General features: G+C 58.3%; 23 protein-coding genes. 11 read left to right on the plus strand and 12 right to left on the minus strand.

Features of this window, described 5'->3' with window-relative positions; all coding sequences use genetic code 11:
• Nucleotides 1–11: 11 nt before the first annotated feature.
• A complete protein-coding gene (gene holA / locus FHT84_RS27580) occupies nt 12–1,049 on the plus strand; it encodes a DNA polymerase III subunit delta (RefSeq protein ID WP_183765229.1) in 1,038 nt (345 codons plus the stop codon).
• Between the two features lie 100 nt (nt 1,050–1,149).
• Here the strand turns inward: holA and FHT84_RS27585 are convergent, their stop codons facing one another.
• The 8 genes from FHT84_RS27585 to hemE all read right to left on the minus strand — a co-directional run bounded on the left by FHT84_RS27585 (nt 1,150) and on the right by hemE (nt 10,041).
• Entirely contained in the window at nt 1,150–2,034 is an 885-nt protein-coding gene (locus FHT84_RS27585) for a ParB/RepB/Spo0J family partition protein (protein WP_113250807.1), read from the minus strand.
• Between the two features lie 30 nt (nt 2,035–2,064).
• Complete coding sequence (locus FHT84_RS27590) at nt 2,065–2,862, minus strand: ParA family protein (RefSeq protein WP_112339874.1); 798 nt, start codon at nt 2,860–2,862, stop codon at nt 2,065–2,067.
• 21 nt (nt 2,863–2,883) lie between these two features.
• Entirely contained in the window at nt 2,884–3,501 is a 618-nt protein-coding gene (gene rsmG / locus FHT84_RS27595) for a 16S rRNA (guanine(527)-N(7))-methyltransferase RsmG (RefSeq protein WP_183765226.1), read from the minus strand.
• A gap of 26 nt (nt 3,502–3,527) precedes the next feature.
• A complete protein-coding gene (mnmG, locus tag FHT84_RS27600) occupies nt 3,528–5,408 on the minus strand; it encodes a tRNA uridine-5-carboxymethylaminomethyl(34) synthesis enzyme MnmG (protein ID WP_183765224.1) in 1,881 nt (626 codons plus the stop codon).
• A 117-nt stretch (nt 5,409–5,525) separates the two neighbouring features.
• A complete protein-coding gene (gene mnmE / locus FHT84_RS27605) occupies nt 5,526–6,845 on the minus strand; it encodes a tRNA uridine-5-carboxymethylaminomethyl(34) synthesis GTPase MnmE (RefSeq protein ID WP_183765221.1) in 1,320 nt (439 codons plus the stop codon).
• 152 nt (nt 6,846–6,997) lie between these two features.
• A complete protein-coding gene (rho, locus tag FHT84_RS27610) occupies nt 6,998–8,263 on the minus strand; it encodes a transcription termination factor Rho (protein WP_004127423.1) in 1,266 nt (421 codons plus the stop codon).
• 198 nt (nt 8,264–8,461) lie between these two features.
• On the minus strand, nt 8,462–9,007 hold the full coding sequence (hemJ, locus tag FHT84_RS27615) for a protoporphyrinogen oxidase HemJ (protein WP_183765219.1): 546 nt from the start codon (nt 9,005–9,007) through the stop codon (nt 8,462–8,464).
• The gene (hemE, locus tag FHT84_RS27620) at nt 9,007–10,041 is read right to left on the minus strand and encodes a uroporphyrinogen decarboxylase (protein ID WP_113250804.1); all 1,035 of its coding nucleotides are present in this window, start codon (nt 10,039–10,041) and stop codon (nt 9,007–9,009) included. The genes hemJ and hemE overlap by 1 nt, the downstream gene beginning before the upstream one ends.
• A 401-nt stretch (nt 10,042–10,442) precedes the next feature.
• Here hemE and FHT84_RS27625 point away from each other — a divergent pair, with 401 nt between their 5' ends.
• The 5 genes from FHT84_RS27625 to dnaQ are packed head-to-tail and all read left to right on the plus strand — an operon-like array spanning nt 10,443 to nt 14,080.
• Nucleotides 10,443–11,264 carry a pyruvate, water dikinase regulatory protein gene (locus tag FHT84_RS27625; protein WP_112339878.1) on the plus strand — a complete coding sequence of 274 codons (822 nt, stop codon included), beginning with the start codon at nt 10,443–10,445 and terminating at the stop codon, nt 11,262–11,264.
• Nucleotides 11,265–11,297: 33 nt separating this feature from the next.
• A complete protein-coding gene (locus FHT84_RS27630) occupies nt 11,298–11,897 on the plus strand; it encodes a Maf-like protein (protein WP_112339879.1) in 600 nt (199 codons plus the stop codon).
• The gene (locus FHT84_RS27635) at nt 11,890–12,747 is read left to right on the plus strand and encodes a shikimate dehydrogenase (RefSeq protein ID WP_113250802.1); all 858 of its coding nucleotides are present in this window, start codon (nt 11,890–11,892) and stop codon (nt 12,745–12,747) included. Before FHT84_RS27630 ends, FHT84_RS27635 begins: the two co-directional genes overlap by 8 nt.
• A complete protein-coding gene (coaE, locus tag FHT84_RS27640) occupies nt 12,747–13,346 on the plus strand; it encodes a dephospho-CoA kinase (protein WP_183765216.1) in 600 nt (199 codons plus the stop codon). Before FHT84_RS27635 ends, coaE begins: the two co-directional genes overlap by 1 nt.
• Before the next feature lie 17 nt (nt 13,347–13,363).
• Nucleotides 13,364–14,080 (plus strand): DNA polymerase III subunit epsilon, encoded by a 717-nt coding sequence (dnaQ, locus tag FHT84_RS27645; RefSeq protein WP_112339882.1) that lies wholly within the window; start codon nt 13,364–13,366, stop codon nt 14,078–14,080.
• An 81-nt stretch (nt 14,081–14,161) separates the two neighbouring features.
• Here dnaQ and secB read toward each other — a convergent pair whose 3' ends face one another.
• Nucleotides 14,162–14,644, minus strand: a complete 483-nt coding sequence (gene secB, locus FHT84_RS27650) for a protein-export chaperone SecB (protein WP_112339883.1) — start codon at nt 14,642–14,644, stop codon at nt 14,162–14,164.
• Nucleotides 14,645–14,739: 95 nt separating this feature from the next.
• On the minus strand, nt 14,740–15,258 hold the full coding sequence (locus FHT84_RS27655; protein ID WP_112339884.1) for an FxsA family protein: 519 nt from the start codon (nt 15,256–15,258) through the stop codon (nt 14,740–14,742).
• A gap of 147 nt (nt 15,259–15,405) precedes the next feature.
• Between FHT84_RS27655 and FHT84_RS27660 the strand changes: the two genes are divergently transcribed.
• The 5 genes from FHT84_RS27660 to gyrB all read left to right on the plus strand — a co-directional run bounded on the left by FHT84_RS27660 (nt 15,406) and on the right by gyrB (nt 20,865).
• Complete coding sequence (locus FHT84_RS27660) at nt 15,406–16,107, plus strand: Tim44/TimA family putative adaptor protein (protein ID WP_112339885.1); 702 nt, start codon at nt 15,406–15,408, stop codon at nt 16,105–16,107.
• Complete coding sequence (locus tag FHT84_RS27665) at nt 16,104–17,222, plus strand: murein transglycosylase A (RefSeq protein ID WP_113250801.1); 1,119 nt, start codon at nt 16,104–16,106, stop codon at nt 17,220–17,222. Before FHT84_RS27660 ends, FHT84_RS27665 begins: the two co-directional genes overlap by 4 nt.
• Nucleotides 17,222–17,806, plus strand: a complete 585-nt coding sequence (locus FHT84_RS27670) for a Smr/MutS family protein (protein WP_113250800.1) — start codon at nt 17,222–17,224, stop codon at nt 17,804–17,806. The genes FHT84_RS27665 and FHT84_RS27670 overlap by 1 nt, the downstream gene beginning before the upstream one ends.
• Nucleotides 17,803–18,168: a helix-turn-helix domain-containing protein gene (locus FHT84_RS27675; RefSeq protein WP_112339888.1), complete on the plus strand. Its 366-nt coding sequence runs from the start codon at nt 17,803–17,805 to the stop codon at nt 18,166–18,168. Before FHT84_RS27670 ends, FHT84_RS27675 begins: the two co-directional genes overlap by 4 nt.
• Nucleotides 18,169–18,429: 261 nt before the next feature.
• Complete coding sequence (gene gyrB, locus FHT84_RS27680; protein ID WP_113250799.1) at nt 18,430–20,865, plus strand: DNA topoisomerase (ATP-hydrolyzing) subunit B; 2,436 nt, start codon at nt 18,430–18,432, stop codon at nt 20,863–20,865.
• 63 nt (nt 20,866–20,928) lie between these two features.
• Here the strand turns inward: gyrB and FHT84_RS27685 are convergent, their stop codons facing one another.
• Both FHT84_RS27685 and FHT84_RS27690 read right to left on the minus strand, forming a co-directional pair.
• Nucleotides 20,929–21,528, minus strand: coding sequence for a nitroreductase family protein (locus FHT84_RS27685; protein ID WP_183765213.1), 600 nt, complete (start codon nt 21,526–21,528; stop codon nt 20,929–20,931).
• 80 nt (nt 21,529–21,608) lie between these two features.
• Nucleotides 21,609–21,899, minus strand: a complete 291-nt coding sequence (locus tag FHT84_RS27690; RefSeq protein ID WP_112339891.1) for a DUF2218 domain-containing protein — start codon at nt 21,897–21,899, stop codon at nt 21,609–21,611.
• Between the last annotated feature and the right edge of the window lie 139 nt (nt 21,900–22,038).

A 22,038-nucleotide genomic window follows, 5' to 3' on the forward strand; every position in this document is an offset into this window, starting at 1 on the left:
AAGAGCGCGGCATGGCGGAAATCAAGTCTCACGAATTCGACGGATTTCTCCAAAATGCCGCGCGAAACTACCGCATCTTTGTCATTTATGGGCCGGATCGTGGCTTGGTATCCGAACGTGCCGCCCAAATCGCCGGCAAGACCGGCGTAGACCTGAACGACGCCTTCTCTCTCATCAAGCTCGACGTCGCGGATCTGCAGAATGATGCCGGCCGCCTGCTCGATGAAGTAAACGCCATCGGTTTGTTCGGCGGCGAGAAGCTCGTCTGGATTCGCGGTGCCGCCAACGAAAAGGCGCTCATCGATTCGCTGCAGATCCTTGCTGGCAATCCTCCAGATGCGAGCTTCGTCATTATCGAAGCCGGTGATCTCAAGAAAGGATCGGGGCTACGCAAGGTCGCGGAGCCGGCTCGCAGCATCGCCACGATCCCTTGCTATGCTGATGACATTAGGGCTCTCAACAGCCTGATCGATACTGAGCTGGCAAACGAAGGGCTGCGCATCACGCAGGCGGCTCGCCAGACACTGCTGGAGCTTCTTGGCGGCGATCGCATCGCCTCCCGCAATGAGGTTCGCAAGCTTGCCCTTTATTGCCGCGGTCAGGACATGATCGAGGAGCAGCACGTCATCGAAATTATCGGTGACGCCAGCGCGGTTTCCGCAGATGACGCGGTCGACGCCATCCTGAAGGGTGATTCGGAGGCTTTCCTGCGCGCGATGCAGAGAATTGCTTCATCCAAAACTCCGATGTTCCTCGTGCTTCAGGGCTGTTTGAGGCAGTTTCAGATGCTTGATACGATGCGAGCAGAGATGGATGAAAAGCGGATCGCTCCCGCCCAGGTCATGCAGACACATGGCCGTCATCTGCATTTCCGCCGCAAGCCCATCATCGAACAGGCGCTGAGAAGCTGGACCGCGCCGGCCATTGCCCGGGAAATGAATAGATTGCAGACAGCGATTCTCCAGACACGCCAGCGGGCTAGCCTGGAAGATACTATTGCCACTCAGACCCTATTGTCGACCACCTTGCAATCGGCTCGAAAAGGTTGATGCTTCACCGGAAATGACAGGAAAGGTTATGAGCCCATTCCTGATGGACCCGGTTTTGCCTCGGTATGCTGACTGTAATCGCCAGGGCTACCGTTTGCCTTTAGCGCCGCTCCAGCAGCCGGCAAATCTCCTCGAGCTGCTCCAGCGTCTTATAGCTGATCTTCACCTGGCCGCCATTGCCGCGATGGTTGATCGAAACGTCCAGACCGAGCGTATCGGAGAGCGTGCGCTCCAGCGCCAGCGTGTCAGAATCCTTTTCGTCCTTGCGGGCGCCTGCGGGACGGGGATCGTTCTGCGCCTTGATGTCATTCTGCGCCAACCGCTCAGCATCACGCACCGACATGCCTTTGGAGACAATGGTGCGGGCCAGCGAGGCCGGATCGGAGGTCGACACCAGGGCACGCGCATGGCCGGCAGAAAGACTGCCGCTGGCAAGCATATCGCGCACCGTATCGGGCAGCTTCAGCAGCCGTAGTGAATTGGCGACATGGCTGCGGCTTTTACCGATGATTTCGCCAAGGTCGTTTTGCGTATAGCCGTGCTCGGCAATCAGTTGCTCATAACCCAATGCCTCTTCCAGCGGGTTGAGATCGGCGCGCTGGACGTTTTCAACGATCGCAATTTCAAGGGCGGTCTTGTCGTCGACATCCCGGACAATGACCGGAATTTCGATCAGGCCGGCGAGCTGCGCGGCCCGCCATCGCCTTTCGCCGGCTATGATTTCATAGCGGTCCGCCGAAACCGTGCGTACGACAACCGGCTGGACGATGCCGTGTTGGCGGATAGAGCTGGCCAGATCATGCAGCTCGGTCTCATCGAAATAGCGACGCGGGTTTCTCGGATTACGGCTGATGAATTCGATCGGTACAAGGCGATCCGGATTGACAGCCGGCTTACCCGCATCCACCGGCGTCGGCTGGTCCATCTCACCGATGAGAGCCGCCAGTCCGCGCCCGAGACGCCGCTTCGAAAGATCATCATTCATCACCAATACTCACTCTGGAACAATACTATTTCATGCGGCAGCCTTGCGCTGCCGTTCTCTCTGGATCACTTCCGAGGCCAGTTGCAGATAGGCTTGGCTGCCCGCACACTTCAGGTCGTAGAGAATGGCTGGCTTACCGTAAGAAGGCGCCTCGGACACGCGTACGTTGCGCGGGATCAACGTATGGTAGACTTTTTCTCCTAGGTGAGTGCGGACATCGCTGACCACCTGCTGCGCCAGATTGTTGCGGGAATCGAACATCGTCAAAACGATCCCCTGAATATCCAGAGACGGATTGACTGTACGGCGCACCTGATCGACGGTTTCCAGGAGCTGGCTGAGGCCTTCCAGTGCGAAAAATTCGCACTGCAACGGCACGAGCACCGAATGAGCCGCCGCCATGGCATTCATCGTCAGCAAATTGAAAGAAGGCGGGCAATCGACGAGAATATAGGAGAAGGCGAGGGCCTCCGAGGCATTCAACGCCCGACGTAGCTTAAAGACGCGATCCGACTGCTGCGCGATCTCCATCTCGATACCGAGCAAATCCATTGTCGATGGCACAATGAAAAGATTAGGAACAGCGGTTTCCTGAACGGTATCCATGACCGAATGAGTGCCAACCAGGAGATCGTAGGAAGAGAGCTTCCGATCCCGCCGCTCGATACCGAGACCCGTGCTGGCATTGCCCTGCGGATCGAGATCGACGATCAGAACGCGCTCGCCGATCGCGGCAAGCGCAGTCGCCAAGTTGATGGCGGTCGTGGTCTTGCCGACGCCGCCCTTCTGATTTGCGATGGTAATAATCCGGTTTCGTTCGCCGATCATCTGCCGCATATCCAATGATGGTTAATTCAGGCGTCGCAGGCGATTGAGCTCCAAAATAACCGAATCTCGCTCGACGACACTTCGATGTTTTACCAGATCGAATTCCCAACGGCCACGGGCTTTCCCAAGCTCACGCTCGTAATCCCGGCCTTTATGCAGGAAAAGGCGCAGATTTTCATTGCGCTCAACCCAAGGAGCTGCGTAGTCCAGCAGCAAGTCCAGCTCCGCAAGAGCCCGCGCCGAGATCAAGTCGCAATGTCTGACATTGCCCGGCGCCTCCTCGATGCGAACCGCGTGAACCGCGCCCCGGGCTTCGCATTCCCGCAGGCAAACCCGCAGGAAAGCGGCCTTCTTCTGGTTGCTTTCGATTAAATCGACATGGCCGACGCCCGTTTCGGCCAGGAGAATCGCCGTTATCACCCCAGGAAAGCCACCGCCGCTACCGAGATCGACCCAATGGCTCGGCGTGGGATGAAGCTGAAAAATTTGAGCGCTATCGGCAATATGACGGCGCCAGAGATCGTCGATGGTCGAGGGCGCAACAAGGTTTATCGTCTTCGCCCACTTCTGGAAGAGCTCAGCGAAATGCTGAAGTCGCTCCTGTGTTTCACGTGAAACACGTACACCGTTCAATTCCATGCTTTGGACTCTCTAACCTTGTAGTATCAAGATACGAGCTTTTGCGCATCCTGAGTGCTCATCTTTCTAAGATGGGCCAGCAACAGAGAAATGGCCGCTGGCGTCATTCCGTCGATCCGCGACGCTTGAGCAATGTTCTTCGGATTCGCTGCGGCCAGTTTCTGCTTCAACTCGTTGGACAGACCAGAGAGAACGGCGAAGTCGAAGCCAGAAGGGATGGCGCGCTCTTCTTCTTTCCGAGCCTGCGTTATATCCGCAGTCTGCCGATCCATATAGACCGCATAGACCGCTTCGATCTCGACCGCTTCGGCGACGCTCCGTTCCATGGATTGCAGCTCCGGCCAAAGGCGCGACAGCGCTTCGATCGACTGACCCGGATGCGAGAGGAGTTCATACGCCGAACGCCACTGACCATCCTTGTTCAGGTGCATGCCGGCTTTTTCGGCTTCGTTCGGAGTGATCCTCAAATCTTTCAGACGAATGCGTGCTTGTTCAAGCTTCCTCACATACCGGTCGAAACGCGATGCACGATCAGCACCGACGCAACCGATGGACAGGCCAACCGGCGTCAGGCGCACATCCGCATTGTCAGCTCGCAGCGAAAGACGATACTCCGCGCGGGAAGTGAACATGCGATAAGGCTCCGCGACGCCGCGCGACGTCAAGTCGTCGATCATCACGCCAATATAGGAGTCCGTTCGGCTGAATTCGATCGCTTCGCCACCGGAGGCAAGACGCGCCGCATTTAAGCCGGCGACAAGGCCCTGTGCGCCTGCCTCTTCATATCCCGTCGTGCCGTTGATCTGTCCGGCCAGAAAGAGACCGGGAATCTTCTCCACTTCCAGGGAGAGTTTCAGTTCGCGCGGATCCACATGATCATATTCAATGGCATAGGCGTGCTGGAGAATTGTAACTCGTTCCAGGCCCGGAATGGTTTTGATGAAGTCCTCCTGGACATCCTCCGGAAGGGAGGTGGATATGCCGTTCGGATAGACGGTCGTGTCATCGAGGCCTTCCGGCTCCAGGAATATCTGATGGCCATCGCGCTCACCGAACTTCACGATCTTGTCCTCAATAGAGGGACAATAGCGTGGTCCAACGCCTTCGATCTGCCCTGAATACATCGCCGAACGTTTGAGATTCTCGGCGATGATCCTATGCGTATCCGGAGTCGTTCGCGTCACGCCGCATTCGATCTGTGGATTCACGATGGAATCAGTCATGAAGGAAAAGGGCGTGGGATCTTCATCCGCGCCTTGTCTTCCGACTGAGGCCCAGTCGATCGTCGTGCCATCGAGGCGAGCCGGGGTTCCCGTCTTCAAACGGCCGAGGGCGAGCCCATGCCGCAACAACGTGCCTGAAAGGCCTACTGAAGGCTCTTCGCCAACGCGCCCAGCTGGAATTTTCTTGTCGCCAATATGAATAAGGCCGCGAAGAAAGGTTCCTGTTGTCAAAACGACAGCGCCACACCGGATGATCCTGCCATCCTTCAACGTGACTGCAGAAACGCGCCCGTGCTCAAGAACGAGATCAAACGCATCCCCTTCTATGACATCAAGATTGTCGATCGCGCCGATTTCGGCCTGCATGGCCAGACGATAAAGCTTACGATCGGCCTGTGTGCGCGGCCCACGGACAGCGGGGCCCTTCTTGCGATTGAGCATGCGGAATTGAATACCGGCCGCATCGGCAACCCGCCCCATCAGGCCGTCGAGTGCATCGATTTCCCGCACGAGATGGCCTTTGCCAAGACCGCCGATCGCGGGGTTACAGGACATGACGCCGATCGTGTCTCGTCTATGTGTCACCAACGCGGTGCGCGCGCCCAGGCGTGCGGCCGCGGCCGCGGCCTCGCTGCCGGCATGGCCGCCACCTACAACGATCACATCATATGATTCATCGAACATCATCAAGTCCTCGGTCGTGCCGCCTGTTTGGCACACCAATTTCAGGAGTCAAGAAGGTTTCACGTGAAACGTCGGTTCGAATCCACTTCGATATCCGATCGGCATGTTTCACGTGAATCATTTGCCGATGCAGAACTCCGAGAAAATCACATCCAACAGATCTTCGACATCGACGCGTCCTGTGATCCGCCCAAGGCTCGCAGCGGCCCGTCGCAAATACTCCGCCCTGATATCGAGACCTCTGTCCTCGGAGGCGAGTGCCGCAGCGACGGCAGCTAAACTCTCACCCAGCAGCATCCGATGCCGCAAGCGGCTCGGCAATGCCAACGACAGAGATTCCGAGCGATCCTGCAGATCTTGCCGGAGAAATTGATGTAGCGCCGGCAAGCCCGCCCCCGTCTCCGAGGAGATAAGCACATCATACTCGCCGTCGCCCTGACCAGGGTGTAAGTCTGATTTCGTCCCGAGCGTGACGATCTTGCCGGAGAAACCGGGGAAATCGAGCTGCGGACCATGGCCGATTTCCGCTAACGATAGGACAAGATCGGCATCAGCGACGGTGTTAAGGGCGCGGCGTATCCCCTCGCGCTCGACAATCTCATCGGTTTCCCGCAAGCCTGCCGTATCATAAAGCTTGACAGCATATCCCTCTATATTCAGATCGATATGCAGAACGTCCCGCGTCGTTCCGGCAATGTCGGTGACGATCGCCACCTCCCGCTTCGCCAATGCATTCATGAGGCTGGACTTGCCGGCATTCGGCGGCCCGGCAATCACCACTTTCAAACCATCGCGGATAATCTCGCCAAGATCGGCGCCCTTGAGATGGTCGGACAACTCAGAATGCAGACGCTGCATGTCTGCCCATACCATATCCGATACGGAGCCAGGAACGTCATCCTCGTCTGCGAAATCCAGCTCGGCTTCGATCAGCGCCCGCGCGCGGGTCAGCCGGTCAGCCCAGCCATTATAAAGCTCCGATAATCCGCCAGCAGCGTGTTCCAACGCGAGCCGGCGCTGCATTTCCGTCTCGGCACCAATAAGATCCGCCAGGCCCTCCACCTCGACAAGATCCATTTTGCCGTTCTCAAGGGCACGGCGCGAGAATTCTCCATGCTCCGCAAGACGGCACCCATCAAAAGTGGCAAGCTCTGCCAGAAGCGCATTCACCACGGCCTTGCCGCCGTGAACATGAACCTCGACGCAATCCTCTCCGGTAAAAGAGGCTGGCCCCGGAAAAATTAAAACAAGACCACGGTCGATAGTTAAACCGTTACGAGTCCGAATCGTTTTCAGCGCGGCTTGCCGAGGAGCTGGCAGCGTTCCGGCAAGGGACCCAGCGACGGAAAAAGCGGAACGACCGCTGATGCGGATAACGGCGACGCCGGCTGGCAAGCCGCCGCTGGAGAGTGCATAAATGGTTTGGTCTGCCGTCATTGAACTGATCCGTATCCGAATCGATTTTCGTTGATACTTCGCCTAAGAAATTCTGCTCAATAAAACGAAATCGGGGCCGCTAGAAGGCGACCCCGATCATAGCATGTGCACCGTATCTCTAAAGCGATACGCTTACGGAATCCGGCTAAGGATTACGTATTCATCGAATCGAAGAAGTCCGGATTATTCTTCGTCTGCTTGAGCTTGTCGATCAGGAACTCAATCGCGTCGGTCGTACCCATCGGCGCCAGAATGCGGCGCAGGACGAAGATCTTCTGCAGATCCTGGCGCGGCACCAGCAGGTCTTCCTTACGCGTACCGGACTTGAGAATATCCATTGCCGGGAAGATGCGCTTGTCGGCCACCTTGCGGTCGAGCACGATTTCCGAGTTACCGGTACCCTTGAATTCTTCAAAGATAACTTCGTCCATACGGCTGCCGGTATCGATCAGGGCCGTCGCAATGATCGTCAGCGAGCCGCCTTCTTCGATGTTACGCGCAGCACCGAAGAAACGCTTCGGACGCTGCAGGGCGTTGGCGTCGACACCGCCGGTCAGAACCTTACCAGAGGAGGGGACCACGGTGTTATAGGCGCGGCCGAGGCGGGTAATCGAATCGAGCAGGATGACGACGTCGCGGCCATGCTCAACCAGGCGCTTGGCCTTCTCGATGACCATTTCAGCAACCTGGACGTGGCGCACCGCCGGCTCGTCGAAAGTCGACGAGATGACTTCGCCACGCACGGATCGCTGCATATCCGTCACTTCTTCCGGACGTTCGTCGATCAAGAGAACGATCAGGTAGCAGTCCGGATGATTGGCGGTGATGGAATGGGCGATGTTTTGAAGGAGAACGGTTTTACCGGTACGCGGTGGTGCGACGATCAGGCCGCGCTGGCCCTTGCCGAGCGGTGCTACGAGATCGATCACCCGGGGCGAAAGATCCTTCGACGTGGGAACGTCGAGTTCCATACGAAAACGCTCGTTCGGATAAAGCGGCGTTAGGTTATCGAAGTGAACCTTGTGACGGATCTTTTCCGGATCGTCGAAATTGATCGTGTTGACTTTCAGCAGCGCGAAGTAGCGTTCGCCTTCCTTCGGTCCGCGGATCGGTCCCTCGACCGTGTCGCCCGTCTTCAAGGAGAAGCGGCGGATCTGGGAGGGGGAAATATAGATATCGTCCGGACCGGGAAGATAGTTAGCGTTCGCGGAACGCAAGAAACCGAAACCATCTTGTAGAACTTCGACGACGCCCTCGCCGATGATTTCTACGTCTTGGCTCGCCAGCACCTTCAGGATTGCAAACATCAATTCCTGCTTGCGCATCGTGCTGGCGTTTTCCACTTCGAGCGATTCGGCAAAGGCCAGGAGATCGGTCGGGGATTTATTTTTCAGTTCCTGAAGCTTCATTTCAGCCATGAAGGGAGTTACTCATTTTTTTAGGAGGGGAAGGCAATGTTGCTCGTATTCAGAACCGCGATAGGGGCGCTCGCGGGAGACAGAATGGATACATGCCACGAAGAGAAGATGGCGGGAAAATAGCGACTCACTTTCTGAACCGCAAGGGGGGCACGCAAAATGAAAGAAATTTTACGTCGTGTCTAATATAGCCCCGCCTCACGCAAAGGGCTTGACGACCACGAGAATGACGATCGCGATCATCAGAAGCGTCGGCGCCTCGTTCATGACCCGCCAGTATCGGGCAGAATGCTTGTTCTGATCGCGGGCAAAGGCGCGCACCGCAGCGCTGAAATGGCCGTGAACGCCCGAGAGAATCAAGACAAGCCCGATCTTGGCGTGCAGCCATCCGCCTCGGAAATCATAGACGGACCAGGCAAGATAAAGCCCGAAAATCCAGGTCAAAATCATTGCCGGGTTGATGATGTAGCGCAGCAGTCGCTGTTCCATGACCTTGAACGTCTCGGATTGCTGCGAACCGGCTTCGGCGTCGGTGTGATAGACGAACAGCCGCGGCAGATAAAACATGCCGGCCATCCAGGAGATGACGGCGATGATGTGCAGCGCCTTGATCCAGAGATAGAGATCGGCCGGATGCCAGGCGAAAAGTCCGATCGCCAGAACCGCAAAAATGAGAATCATGACATAGGCGCGTCGTCCAGCCCTCTGACCCGGAGCGGCGTCCGTCTGCTTTTCCACCGTCATCAGTTCCTCCATCCCCGCACACGCTCAACAAGCCTGGCAACATTATCGGGATCCGCCTGCGGGGTAATGCCATGTCCGAGATTGAAGATCAGCGGGCCATTCCCGAGCTGCTGCAGGATATCGTCGATCCCGACGTCCAAAGCCTTGCCGCCGGCAACCACGCGCATCGGATCGAGATTGCCCTGCACCGGCCCGTCCTTCTGCAGTTCCCGAGCAAAGGCCAACGGCACCGACCAGTCGAGACCGATCGCATCGGCTCCCGTCTTCTGCCGATAGGTTTTCAGCAGGTATCCGGCCCCTTTGGCAAAAGCGATCACCCGCGCCTTTGGCCGCCGTGCCTTCACCGATGCGATCATTTTCGCAACCGGCTTGACCGCAAAAGCCTCGAATTCCTTCTCGCCGAGCACGCCGGCCCAAGAATCGAAAATCTGCACGGCATCGGCGCCGGCGTCGATCTGCGCTACGAGATAATCGGCCGAGATATCGGCAAGCAGCATCAGCAGATGTTCGAACGCTTTGGGATAGCGATAGGCAAACAGCCGGGCAGGGGCCTGATCGGGCGTACCATGGCCGGCGATCATATAGGTCGCAACGGTCCAGGGTGCGCCACAGAAGCCGAGGAGCGTCGTCTCCACCGGCAACTCCTGACGCAGCCGCCGTACCGTCTCCATGACCGGCGCCAGATGCGCCATGATGCCCTCCGGCTTCAATGCAAGGATGCTGGTCTCATCGATCGGATCCATCTCCGGCCCATGCCCTTCGGTGAAGCGGACATTCCGCTTCAATGCGTCGGGGATGACCAGGATGTCGGAAAAGAGAATGGCGGCATCGAAACCATAACGTCGTATCGGCTGCAGTGTTACCTCGACGGCGTGATCGGGCGTATAACAGAGATCAAGGAAGCTCCCTGCCTTTGCGCGAGTCTCTCGATATTCGGGAAGATAACGGCCCGCCTGCCGCATCAGCCAGAGAGGGGGAGGGGTGAGCGTTTCACCGCTCAGCACTCGCATGATCTTCCGGCGTTCATCGCTCACAGACGTCGTCCTATATAAAACCAAACATATATTGAAAGGTTTCTATTTCTTAGAGTCGGTGACTAGCAAGGATTAAAGTTCATCCAGCGCCTGTCCAATTTGTCGCGCCTTCGGCATGAATCTGCAAAGATTTTGACGCGAGCTGTCGATATGTGGAAAGAAAAGATGATCCTTCAATCTTTTGAAGAGCTTGCAAAGAGATCTGTCTCTCGCCGTTCTGTGGATAAATCGAGGATGGAAGTGGCGCTACCGATCTTGTCCACATTGCCCACAGCCGCGGCGGAAGCCGTCTCGCGAAAATTCCAAATGTGGAAAACTTGGCCGTTTTCCACTTGCCGAGGACGGGCCCCTTCTCGTACCTGTCTTTTCTCCCGAGATATCAACAGGTGATGGAAAGTAGCGTGGAAAACCGAACAAGCTTCTTTCATCTGCACCTGATTTCTGACTCAACGGGTGAGACTCTCATCTCCGCCGGCCGTGCCGCCTCGGTGCAATTCCATGCCAGCCAGCCGATCGAGCATGTCTATCCGCTGATCAGAAACCGCAAGCAGTTGCTGCCGGTTCTGGAGGCGATCGATAACAGCCCCGGCATCGTCCTTTATACGATCGTCGATCGTGAACTCGCCGATTTCATTGCCGAGCGGTGCAAGGAAATGGGCGTACCATCGGTCAACGTTCTCGAACCGGTCATGAATGTCTTCCAGACCTATCTCGGCACGGCATCGCGCCGCCGAGTCGGTGCGCAGCATGTGATGAATGCCGATTATTTCGCTCGCATCGAAGCGCTGAACTTCACCATGGATCATGACGATGGCCAGATGCCCGATGATTATGATGAAGCCGATGTCGTCATCATCGGCATCAGCCGCACCTCGAAAACGCCGACGAGCATCTACCTGGCCAATCGCGGCATCAAGACCGCCAATATCCCGATTGTCCACGGCGTGCCGTTGCCGGAGAGCTTGAGCAGGGCGACGAAGCCGTTGATCGTCGGACTGGTGGCAACGACCGACCGGATCTCGCAGGTACGCGAAAACCGTATTCTCGGCACGACACCCGGCTTCGATCGTGGCGACTACACGGATCGCGCCGCCATCTCCGAAGAGTTGAAATATGCCCGCTCACTCTGCGCGCGGCACAATTGGCCGATCATCGATGTCACGCGGCGCTCGATCGAAGAGACCGCCGCCGCCATTGTTGCCCTGCGCCCCAAGCTGCGTTAAGCGCTGCACATTATTATCTCGGAGGCAGCCTTCATGACCGCGCCCCTTATTCTTGCATCATCCAGCCCGTTCCGACGAATGCTGATGGAAAATGCCGGATTGCATTTCCAGGCCATCGCCGCCGATATCGATGAACGCGCGATCGAAGCCCCGCTCGAACGGGATGGCGCCAGTCCGGATACCGTCGCGCTCGTGCTGGCAAAGGCGAAGGCGAAGGAGGTCAGCGATCGCTTCCCCGGTTCCCTCATCATCGGTTCGGACCAGACCATGTCGCTTGGTGTCCAGGTCTTTCACAAGCCGAAAACAATGGCGGATGCGGAAAATCATCTGCGAACCCTGTCGGGCAAGACGCATCGCCTGAACAGCGCCATGGCGCTGGCGCGCAATGGCGATATCATCTGGGAGCACGTGTCTCACGCCGATCTGACCATGCGGGACCTCGCGGCTGACTTCATCCACCGGCATCTCGGGCGCGTCGGAGAGAAGGCATTGTCAAGCGTCGGCGCCTATCAACTCGAGGGAGAGGGCATCCAGCTCTTCTCGAAAATCGACGGCGATTACTTCACGATCGTTGGATTGCCGATGCTGCCGCTGCTGGAAAAACTGCGTGAGTTGGGGACGATCGATGGATGATTCACGTGAAACATCGCCCGTAAACGCTTTCGTAACGGGTTATCCGGTCAAGCATTCGCGCTCGCCGCTGATCCACGGTTATTGGCTGAAGCAGCTTGGTTTGGCTGGGACCTATCGTGCCCATGAAGTCTCTATAGAGGATTTCGCTGCCTTCGTCGCGTCTTTGAAAGCTGGCACCAGCGGCTTCGTCGGCGGCAACGTCACGATCCCTCACAAGGAAGCGGCGTTCAAGCTCGCCGATCGGCCTGATGAGCTTTCGGCAGAACTTGGCGCGTCCAACACTTTGTGGCTCGAGGACGGGCTGCTGCATGCGACGAATACCGATGGCCGCGGTTTCACGGCGAACCTCGACGAGCGCCATCCCGGCTGGGATCGCACCGATAGCGCCGTCATTCTTGGGGCAGGCGGTGCCAGCCGGGCCGTGATTCAGGCCGTGCGCGACCGCGGCTTCAAGGAAATCCACGTCGTCAACCGCACGGTCGAGCGGGCGCAGGAATTGGCGGATCGCTTTGGCGAACGGGTCCATGCTCATCCGATGGCCGCGCTCGGTGAGGTCATGCAGGGTGCCGGCCTCTTTATCAATACGACATCCCTCGGCATGGACGGCGAAGCAGCACCTCGGATTGATTTCTCGCCTCTTGCACAAGGGGCTGCCGTCACCGACATTGTCTATGTACCCTTGAAGACGCCGCTTCTGGCGCAGGCCGAGGAGCAGGGCTTTGCCATCGTCGATGGTCTTGGCATGCTGTTGCACCAGGCGGTGCCAGGTTTCGAAAAATGGTTCGGAAAGCGTCCGGCGGTTGACGATAGTTTGAGGGCGTTGATCATCGCGGATATGGAAAAACACTGATGATCAGGATCGGGCTGACGGGATCGATCGGCATGGGAAAATCCACCTCGGCGAAGCTCTTTGCCGAAGCCGGAATCCCGGTGAACGATTCCGATGCGGTCGTTCATGATCTCTATAGCGGCGAAGCGGTTCCTCTGGTCGAGGCTGCATTTCCCGGTGCGACCAGTGACGGCAAGGTCGACCGGCAGGAACTTAGCCGGAAGCTTGCAGACGATCCCTCCGGTTTCAAGCGTCTCGAAGCCATTATCCATCCGCTTGTTCGCGAGCGCGAGCGTGAGTTCCTGCAACGCCAGCGGCAGGCCGGCGCCGACATGTTGGTGCTGGATATCCCGCTTCTGTTCGAAACCGGCGCGGACAAGAGGGTCGATAAGATCGTCGTCGTCAGCTGTGATCCACAGATTCAGAGAGAGAGAGTGCTTGCCCGGCCGGGCATGACGGAGGAAAAATTCAACATGATTCTCTCCCGGCAGACGCCGGATGCGCAAAAGCGGGCGCGCGCCGATTATGTCATCGATACCGGCGGCAGTATCGATGAGGCCCGCAAGCAGGTAAGAGAGATCATCGCGGATCTGCGGCGCAAACAGCAGATTGAGAAATAGGAAAGCGGAACTTCGACATGCGCGAAATCATTTTCGACACGGAAACCACCGGCCTCGACAACAGGGCAGACCGGATCATCGAAATCGGCGGCATCGAGCTCTTCAACCATTTCCCGACCGGAAAGACGCTGCACATCTATATCAATCCGGGTGACCGCAAAGTACACCCCGATGCTCTGGCGGTGCATGGCATTACCGATGAGTTCTTGGCGGACAAGCCACCCTTCGAAACCGTCGTGGATCAGATCCTCGAATTTTTCGGCGATGCCAAGTGGATCGCACACAACGCCACCTTCGATATGGGTTTCGTCAACGCGGAATTTGCAAGACTCGGCCGTCCGCCGATCCTGCCTGACATGGTGATCGATACGCTGGCCATGGCCCGGCGCAAGCATCCGATGGGTCCGAATTCGCTCGATGCGCTCTGCCGTCGATACGGCATCGACAACTCGCACCGCACGAAACACGGAGCCCTGCTCGACTCCGAACTGCTGGCCGAAGTCTATATCGAGATGATCGGTGGCCGGCAGACGGCACTCGGGCTTGGCAGCGCCACCGGTTCGTCGATGCGCTCACGCCAGAACGATCTCGTGGAAGAAGTCGTCGTCGACATCTTCGCGCGGCCCGCTCCGCTGCCGGGCCGGCTGACCGAGGAGGAACTCGCGGCTCATGCGGCGCTGGTCGCCAAACTCGGCGCGAAGGGAATCTGGTCGAAATATAGCGCTTCCGAGTAAAAGCACTTTCCAAAACACCAAAAGAAAATGCCCGGACCTGTAATCCGGGCATTTTCTTTTCCAGAATAGGAAAGTTCAGGCTTAGTTCGGAACGGCCGAAACCTGGGCGCGGGCCTGTTCTTCGGCCATGCGCTGCGTGAACATCTGCGCGAAATCGATCGGGTCGATCATCAGCGGCGGGAAGCCGCCATTGCGCGTGACATCGGCGATTATCTGGCGTGCGAAGGGGAACAGCAGGCGCGGGCATTCGATGAAGAGCAGCGGCAGCATGTGCTCCTGCGGGAAGCCGGTGACGCGGAAGACGCCGCCATAGACCAGCTCGGTATGGAAGAGAACACGCTCGCCATCCTTGGCTTCGGCGTTCAGCGTCAGTACCACGTCAAAATCCTCGTCCGACAGCGGATTGGCGTTGACGTTCACATTGATATTGATGTCGGGAGCATTTTCCCGGGCCTGAAGCGAGCGCGGAGCACCCGGATTTTCGAAGGAAAGATCCTTGGTGTACTGAGCAAGGATGCTAAGGCTCGGGCTGGCTGCACCGTTGCCGTTGGTCTCGTTGGCCATGGGGGTGTCCTCTCACGTCTCGATGGGTGTCGCCATCTAGCATTTAGAAAAGGGGCTTACAACCCTTATGGATCCGGCGCTCCCGAGGCCGTCCCCTAGTCTTCCAGACGCTTTTGATCCGACCACGGTGACTTCCGGTTCGGCTCGCGATGGAAATCGTCTTCGTCGAGATCGACAACGTTTCCGGGTTTGTTCGGCCGGCCTTGCGGTTCGGCGCCCGGACCCTGTCCTCGCCGGAAAGCACGCGAATTGCCGACGACGACGATGCGCTTGCGCAGGACCGTCCAGGCGAGATCGCGCACTGCCGGAATGAAAAGCAGCAGGCCGATGATGTCGGAAATGAAGCCGGGCAGCATCAGGAAGAAGGCGGCGACGACAATCATGGCGCCATGCACCATCTCCCGGCCGGGATCGCCGCCATTGCGGCTTTCGGCCGAGATGCGCTGGAGAATGCCGATCCCCTGGATCCTCAAAAGAGCGGCACCGAGCAGCACGCTGAGGATGACGAGCCCCAATGTGGCCCAGACGCCGATCATCTTTCCGACGATGATGAATCCGGCAATTTCTGCCAGAGGCATCAGAGAAATGAAGACAGGAAGAAGTGATAGGCGCATGTTACGGTGGTCCTGAAAGCGGGTTTCTTCGGTTAGGCGTTGGTTTCTCCGCGTATAATAAAGAAACCGGTCCGCTATTTGAATGATAGATCGATGCGGACTATATGGGGATTGATCTTTCAATTTTAACGGTGGTTCCGATACGAGATGGGTGCAAACGACTTTGTGACGATCTTTTTCCTGGTGGCGGCGGTGCTGATCTTCTTTCAGCTGCGTAGTGTTCTTGGCCGCCGCACGGGAAATGAGAAGCCGCCGCGCGATCTCTATGGTTCCGCAGATCCGGTAAATGGCCCGACGCCGCCGGATGCCGGCAAGGTCGTGACCCTGCCGCGGCGCGACGCGGCCGAAGAGGAAGACCGTTTTGCTGCCATCGATACATTCACCCCAGCCGGCACGCCGCTGAACGATTCTCTGCGTGAAGTGAGCAAGGCCGATCCTGCCTTCAATCCGAAGGAATTCGTCAACGGCGCCCGCATGGCCTACGAAATGATCGTCATGGCCTTTGCCGAGGGCGACCGCAAGTCGCTGAAGGGTCTGCTGTCGCGCGAAGTCTACGAAGGATTCGATGCTGCCATCTCCGACCGAGAGGCCAAGGGCGAGAAAGTCAAATCGACCTTCGTCGGCATCGACAAGGCCGATATCCTCAGCGCCGAGATGAAGGGAACGGAATCTTTCATCACCATGCGCATCGTCAGCCAGATGATTTCGGCTACCTACGACAAGGCCGGCACTTTGATCGATGGCGATGCCGAAGCCGTGGCCGAGATCAGCGATCTCTGGACCTTCGCCCGCGACACGCGTTCGCGCGATCCGAACTGGAAACTCGTGGCGACCGAATCCGAACAATGACGATCCCATCGCAGGAATTCAGGCTGGAGCCGGCAACCTTCGCCGATCTGAAGGGCTGGAAGGACGATGATCCTTCCAGCCTTTTTCGCACGATGATGGACTGCCGGACCTATATTCGCGACGTGAAGCCCTATCGCACGGGCGCGGCGGGACTGACGGCCGATGATCTCCTGACACTCCTCGATGCCGCCGAAGGATGGAAACCGCGCGATGCAGCGGAGGCTAGGGCTTTTTTCGAGGAGCATTGCCGGCCTTTCTTCATTCGTCGCAATGGCGGTGCGACCGGTTTCGTGACCGCCTTCTATGAGCCGGAAATCGCAGTTTCAGCGGAGGCGGACGAAACCTATCGTTACCCCTTCTATCGCAGACCGGATGATCTGATCGATCTGGATGACGGCAATCGGCCTGCCGAGCTGGACCCTTCCTATATGTTCGGCAGGCTCCAGGGTGGCGCAATTTCCGCCTATCCCGATCGCGGCGAGATCGATCGCGGCTATCTGGATGGGAAAGGGCTGGAGATCGCCTGGGCAAAATCCAAGGTCGATGTCTTCTTCGTGCATGTGCAGGGCGCGGCGCGTCTGCGCTATGCGGATGGGCGTCTCGGCCGTATTACCTATGCCGCCAAGGTCGGCCATCCCTTCTCGGCCGTCGGGCGCCTGCTCATTGACCGCGGTGTGTTGGACCGCGCGACGATCTCCATGCAGACGATCCGCGACTGGCTCTACGCCCACCCGGATCAGGTCGACGAGGTCCTCTGGCACAATCGATCCTATATCTTCTTCCGTGAAGCCGATGTCAGCGATCCCGCTCTCGGGCCGATCGCAGCGGCGAAGGTGCCGCTGGTACCGGGCCGCTCCCTCGCGGTCGACCGGCTGATCCACACCTTCGGCTTTCCCTTCTTCATCCAGTCTGAAAGCTTGACCCATCTCGATGCCGGCAAGCCATTCGCGCGGCTGATGCTGGCGCTCGACACGGGCTCGGCGATTGTCGGGCCGGCGCGCGGCGATATCTTTACCGGTTCGGGCTATGATGCGGGAGAGCTCGCCGGCACCGTGCGCAATGACGCCGATTTTTATATACTCATTCCGAAGGCGGCGGCGCAGAGGTTCGGCTGATGGCCCCGGAACGGCAGAATAAGGATCGAAAGCTCAGCGCGGAAGACCGCATCCTGTGGGGTAAGGTCGCCAAGAGCACCCGCCCCATGCCGGGCCGAATGGCCGATATCGAGGCTTTTGAAGCAGCGCTGCGCGCGGAAGCCGAAAATGAGGAAAACAGCCGCGCCGCAAAGGCGAAGACGGCGCCTGTCCCAGCAGAAATTCAGGAAGCATCAGCGCCTGCGAAGCAGCCCAGCGGCCGGCACCATCCGCTGGAACGTCCGGTCAAGCGCAAGATCGCCAAAGGCCATCTGGCACTCGAAGCCCGCATCGACCTTCACGGCCTCATCCAGAGCGAGGCGCATTCCATGCTTCTCGATTTTCTGCTGCGGGCTCATAGCCGCGGTCTTCGCCATGTCCTGGTCATAACAGGCAAAGGCAGCTCCATGGGTAGCGAGGGTGCGCTGAAGCGTGCCGTGCCGCTCTGGTTTTCCAAGCCTGAATTCCGCTTTCTGATCTCCTCCTATGAGACGGCGGCACAACATCACGGTGGCGAGGGTGCGCTTTATATCCGTCTGTCGCGCTTGAAGGGGGAAAAGCCTTGACTCCGTTCGGCGAAGCAGTGCGCAAGCTGCGGCTGCGCAAGGGCGTCTCGCAGAAGCAGATGGCGGCCGCCCTCAATGTGACTCCGGCTTACTTATCCGCCTTAGAACACGGAAAGCGCGGTCTGCCGACCTTCGATTTGCTGCAGCGCATCGCCGGATATTTCAATATCATCTGGGACGAAGCCGAAGAACTCTTTCTGCTGGCCCGATTTTCCGATCCGCGCGTGGTTGTCGATACGTCCGGGCTTGCGCCCGAATATACGGCCTTTGTCAACCACTTGGCCGGCAGGATCCGCAGCCTTGACGCCGCGACGATCCGTGAACTGACCCGCGTTTTGGAAAATGCCGGGAAAACCGGCTGAAAACCGCCGTAATCCCCTGTTTTATACCTGATTTCGGGGCCTTCCGTTTGGAACTTCAGGGCGAAACATCCTATATACAGGCTAGGAAAAACCGCTGATTCGTTAGGGTCGGATGATTTCAGGTCGCAGCGACCGGAAATCCGAATCCGCTCTAAACTCAAAGAAGTAGAGCATGATGTCGTCCGAAAACCGCTCACACCGTTCGGCATCACGCTTTAGCGATCGGCAGGGTTCTCTAAAACACTGGAAAGACTTCAATATATGACCGACACATCCGTAACCGACAACGGCGGCAACGCCGAGTATGGCGCAGATTCCATCAAGGTCCTGAAAGGACTTGATGCGGTGCGCAAGCGTCCCGGCATGTATATCGGCGACACGGATGACGGCTCGGGCCTGCATCATATGGTCTATGAGGTCGTCGACAACGCCATTGACGAGGCCTTGGCCGGCCATGCCGATATCGTAACGGTGACGCTCAACCCTGACGGTTCCGTCACGGTCACAGACAACGGCCGCGGCATCCCGACGGATATCCACAGCGGCGAAGGTGTTTCGGCCGCTGAGGTTATCATGACCCAGCTTCACGCCGGCGGTAAGTTCGACCAGAACTCCTACAAGGTCTCCGGCGGTCTGCACGGCGTCGGCGTTTCGGTCGTCAACGCGCTGTCCGTCTGGCTGCGGCTGAAGATCCGCCGCCACGGCAAGATCCACGAAATGAGCTTCACCCATGGCGTTGCCGATGCGCCGCTGAAGGAGACGGGTGATGCCGGCGATGCCACCGGCACGGAAGTCAGCTTCATGCCGAGCTCCGAAACCTTCACCATGACAGAATTCGACTACGGCACGCTGGAACATCGCCTGCGTGAACTCGCCTTCCTCAATTCCGGTGTCCGCATCCTGCTGGCCGACAAGCGCCATTCCGACATCAAGCAGGAAGAAATGCTTTATGACGGCGGCCTGGAAGCCTTCGTTTCCTATCTCGATCGCGCCAAGAAGCCGCTGGTCGACAAGCCGGTCTCAATCCGCGGCGAAAAGGACGGCATTACGGTCGAAGTGGCGATGTGGTGGAACGATAGCTACCATGAAAACGTGCTCTGCTTCACCAACAACATCCCGCAGCGCGACGGCGGCACCCATATGGCCGGCTTCCGCGCGGCCTTGACGCGCCAAATCACCTCCTACGCCGACACCTCGGGCATTACCAAGAAGGAAAAGGTGACGCTGACGGGTGATGACTGCCGCGAAGGCCTCACGGCCGTGCTGTCGGTCAAGGTTCCCGATCCGAAGTTCTCGTCGCAGACCAAGGACAAGCTGGTTTCCTCCGAAGTTCGTCCCGTCGTCGAAAGTCTCGTCAACGAAGCGCTCAGCACCTGGCTCGAAGAACATCCGTCCGAAGCCAAGGTTCTGGTCGGCAAGGTCGTCGAGGCCGCTGCCGCCCGTGAAGCTGCCCGCAAGGCGCGCGAGCTGACCCGCCGTAAGGGCGCGCTGGATATCGCATCGCTGCCCGGCAAGCTTGCCGATTGTTCCGAGCGCGATCCCGCCAAATCCGAAGTCTTCCTCGTCGAGGGTGACTCGGCGGGTGGTTCGGCCAAGCAGGGCCGGTCGCGCGAAAACCAGGCCATCCTGCCGCTGCGCGGCAAGATCCTGAATGTCGAGCGCGCCCGCTTCGACAAGATGCTGTCGAGCCAGGAAATCGGTACGCTGATCACCGCGCTCGGCACTGGCATCGGCAAGGACGAATTCAACGCCGAGAAGCTGCGTTACCACAAGATCATCATCATGACGGACGCAGACGTCGACGGCGCGCATATTCGCACACTGCTCCTGACCTTCTTCTTCCGCCAAATGCCCGATCTCATCGAGCGCGGCCATCTCTACATCGCCCAGCCGCCGCTCTATAAGGTGACGCGCGGCAAGTCGGTGCAGTATGTCAAGGACGAGAAGGCGCTGGAAGAATATCTGATCGGCCAGGGCACGGAGGATGCTAGCTTGCGCCTCGGCAACGGCGAAGTCCGCATCGGCCAGGATCTGCGCGAGGCGATCTATGATGCGCTGCGCCTGCGCACGCTGATCGACAATCTGCATTCCCGCTACAATCGCGCTGTCGTCGAGCAGGCCGCTATTGCAGGGGCCCTCAACGCCGAAATGGTCAGCGATCCCACGCGAGCGGAAGCGCTCGCCAACGACGTTGCCAAGCGGCTCGATGTCATCGCCGAAGAAACCGAACGCGGCTGGAGCGGCGCTGTGACCGGCGAGGGTGGCCTGCGCTTTGAACGCACCGTACGCGGCGTCAAGGAAGTCGTGTTCCTCGACATGGCGCTTATCGGTTCGCAGGATGCCCGCCTCATCGACCAACTCGGCTCACGGCTGAAGGAAGTCTATGTCACACCGCCGAAGCTTGTTCGCCGCGATGGAGAGACGGAGATTTCAGGTCCCCGCCAGCTGCTGGATACGATCTTTGCCGGCGGCCGCAAGGGCCTGACGCTGCAGCGTTACAAAGGTCTTGGCGAGATGAATGCCGAGCAGCTCTGGGAAACGACGCTCGATCCGAATGTCCGTTCCCTGCTGCAAGTGAAGGTAACGGATGCGACCGATGCCGACGGCTTGTTTGCCCGGCTCATGGGTGATGAAGTCGAGCCGCGGCGCGAGTTCATTCAAGACAACGCGCTGAACGTCGCCAATCTCGACATCTGACCATTTACGTCAGATGCAAAAAGGCCCGCCGAAGGTTTCGCGGGCCTTTTTCTTTTCTATCAATTACTTGGCGATGAAGGTGCCGTTGAAGGCCAGCTCCGAGAGCGGCTTGCGCTGGCTCGGCACCTCGCGCTCGCGCAGCTTTTCCGGAAGCTGGTTCTTGTCGCCGACCTTGCCGATCGCGACCGCGGCCTCGACGCGGAAACCGTCGGGAATGCCGAGAACTTCATAGGATTTTTCGACATGGAAGCCGGTCATGCCATGGGCTTCGTAGCCGGCTAGATGCGCTTGGATCGCCAGGAAGCCCCAGGCCGCTCCGGCATCGAAGGAATGGCTGTAGCTGGGCTTCTGTTCGGCCGAGCCGAGCTCGCCACTGTGGGTGCGCGAAATGATGAAAAGCAGGGCGGATGCGGATTTCACCCAGCCCTGGTTGAAGTCGATGAGGACGCTCAGGAACCTGTCCCAATGTTCCGAGCCGCGTAGCGCATAGAGGAAGCGCCAGGGTTGCAGGTTTGAGGCGGAGGGTGCCCAGTGCGCCGCTTCCAGAATAGTCAGCAGATCGGCTTCCGGCATGGTCTCGTTGGAATAGGCGCGCGGCGACCAGCGGTCGAGAAAGAGCTTGTCGATCGGATATTGAGATTCGCGGCTGTTGCTTGATGTCATGAGGGCTTCTTTCCTTGGAGATGATCGGTCGCAGGCGGTCGAAACCGGCCGTTGGCTGGTTATAGATAGAGGATGCGAACTTAAACTCGGGCAGCCCAGCTTACGTCGAGCTCCTCGCGAAAGGCGAAGCGCTTGAGGTGATCCACGACAACGTTCTGCATGCGCTCGAGGTCTTCGGGCTTCTCGACTGTCAGCGTCATGATCAGGTTGCCGGGCTGGGCCGCCAGATCGAGGAAGCTTTCCGCACTGAACGGTACCCTGCCGGCGGTCGCATTGAATTCGACGCTGAAGCGGTGGCTCCAGTGCTTGCAGAGCTGCTGGAGATAACGGCTGGCATGGTCGGTTTTAACGTTGGAAACGGATGTCGCCACAGGATTTGTCCGATAAAGCTGATCGCAAACGCATCATTGCATACATAGAGCTATCCGCATTCGCCAGGTAGACAGTCTGTTTCAAGTTTGCGTTATTCCGGTGAAATTCTGTTCCGCTATGGTGCCCTCACGAAGGAAC

It is taken from the genome of Rhizobium sp. BK289 (genome assembly GCF_014193575.1).
Lineage (GTDB): Bacteria > Pseudomonadota > Alphaproteobacteria > Rhizobiales > Rhizobiaceae > Rhizobium > Rhizobium tropici_C.

Bases quoted from the DNA above. Each gene is read 5' to 3' on its own strand.
- FHT84_RS27685 (WP_183765213.1), bottom strand. From the start codon at position 21,528: ATGACATCAAGCAACAGCCGCGAATCTCAATATCCGATCGACAAGCTC.
- FHT84_RS27655 (WP_112339884.1), bottom strand. From the start codon at position 15,258: ATGCGCCTATCACTTCTTCCTGTCTTCATTTCTCTGATGCCTCTGGCA.
- FHT84_RS27660 (WP_112339885.1), top strand. From the start codon at position 15,406: ATGGGTGCAAACGACTTTGTGACGATCTTTTTCCTGGTGGCGGCGGTG.
- secB (WP_112339883.1), bottom strand. From the start codon at position 14,644: ATGGCCAACGAGACCAACGGCAACGGTGCAGCCAGCCCGAGCCTTAGC.
- FHT84_RS27670 (WP_113250800.1), top strand. From the start codon at position 17,222: ATGGCCCCGGAACGGCAGAATAAGGATCGAAAGCTCAGCGCGGAAGAC.
- coaE (WP_183765216.1), top strand. From the start codon at position 12,747: ATGATCAGGATCGGGCTGACGGGATCGATCGGCATGGGAAAATCCACC.
- rho (WP_004127423.1), bottom strand. From the start codon at position 8,263: ATGGCTGAAATGAAGCTTCAGGAACTGAAAAATAAATCCCCGACCGAT.
- FHT84_RS27630 (WP_112339879.1), top strand. From the start codon at position 11,298: ATGACCGCGCCCCTTATTCTTGCATCATCCAGCCCGTTCCGACGAATG.
- FHT84_RS27635 (WP_113250802.1), top strand. From the start codon at position 11,890: ATGGATGATTCACGTGAAACATCGCCCGTAAACGCTTTCGTAACGGGT.
- FHT84_RS27665 (WP_113250801.1), top strand. From the start codon at position 16,104: ATGACGATCCCATCGCAGGAATTCAGGCTGGAGCCGGCAACCTTCGCC.
- mnmG (WP_183765224.1), bottom strand. From the start codon at position 5,408: ATGTTCGATGAATCATATGATGTGATCGTTGTAGGTGGCGGCCATGCC.
- hemJ (WP_183765219.1), bottom strand. From the start codon at position 9,007: ATGACGGTGGAAAAGCAGACGGACGCCGCTCCGGGTCAGAGGGCTGGA.
- gyrB (WP_113250799.1), top strand. From the start codon at position 18,430: ATGACCGACACATCCGTAACCGACAACGGCGGCAACGCCGAGTATGGC.
- rsmG (WP_183765226.1), bottom strand. From the start codon at position 3,501: ATGGAATTGAACGGTGTACGTGTTTCACGTGAAACACAGGAGCGACTT.
- mnmE (WP_183765221.1), bottom strand. From the start codon at position 6,845: ATGACGGCAGACCAAACCATTTATGCACTCTCCAGCGGCGGCTTGCCA.
- holA (WP_183765229.1), top strand. From the start codon at position 12: ATGGCGGAAATCAAGTCTCACGAATTCGACGGATTTCTCCAAAATGCC.
- FHT84_RS27590 (WP_112339874.1), bottom strand. From the start codon at position 2,862: ATGATCGGCGAACGAAACCGGATTATTACCATCGCAAATCAGAAGGGC.
- dnaQ (WP_112339882.1), top strand. From the start codon at position 13,364: ATGCGCGAAATCATTTTCGACACGGAAACCACCGGCCTCGACAACAGG.
- FHT84_RS27585 (WP_113250807.1), bottom strand. From the start codon at position 2,034: ATGAATGATGATCTTTCGAAGCGGCGTCTCGGGCGCGGACTGGCGGCT.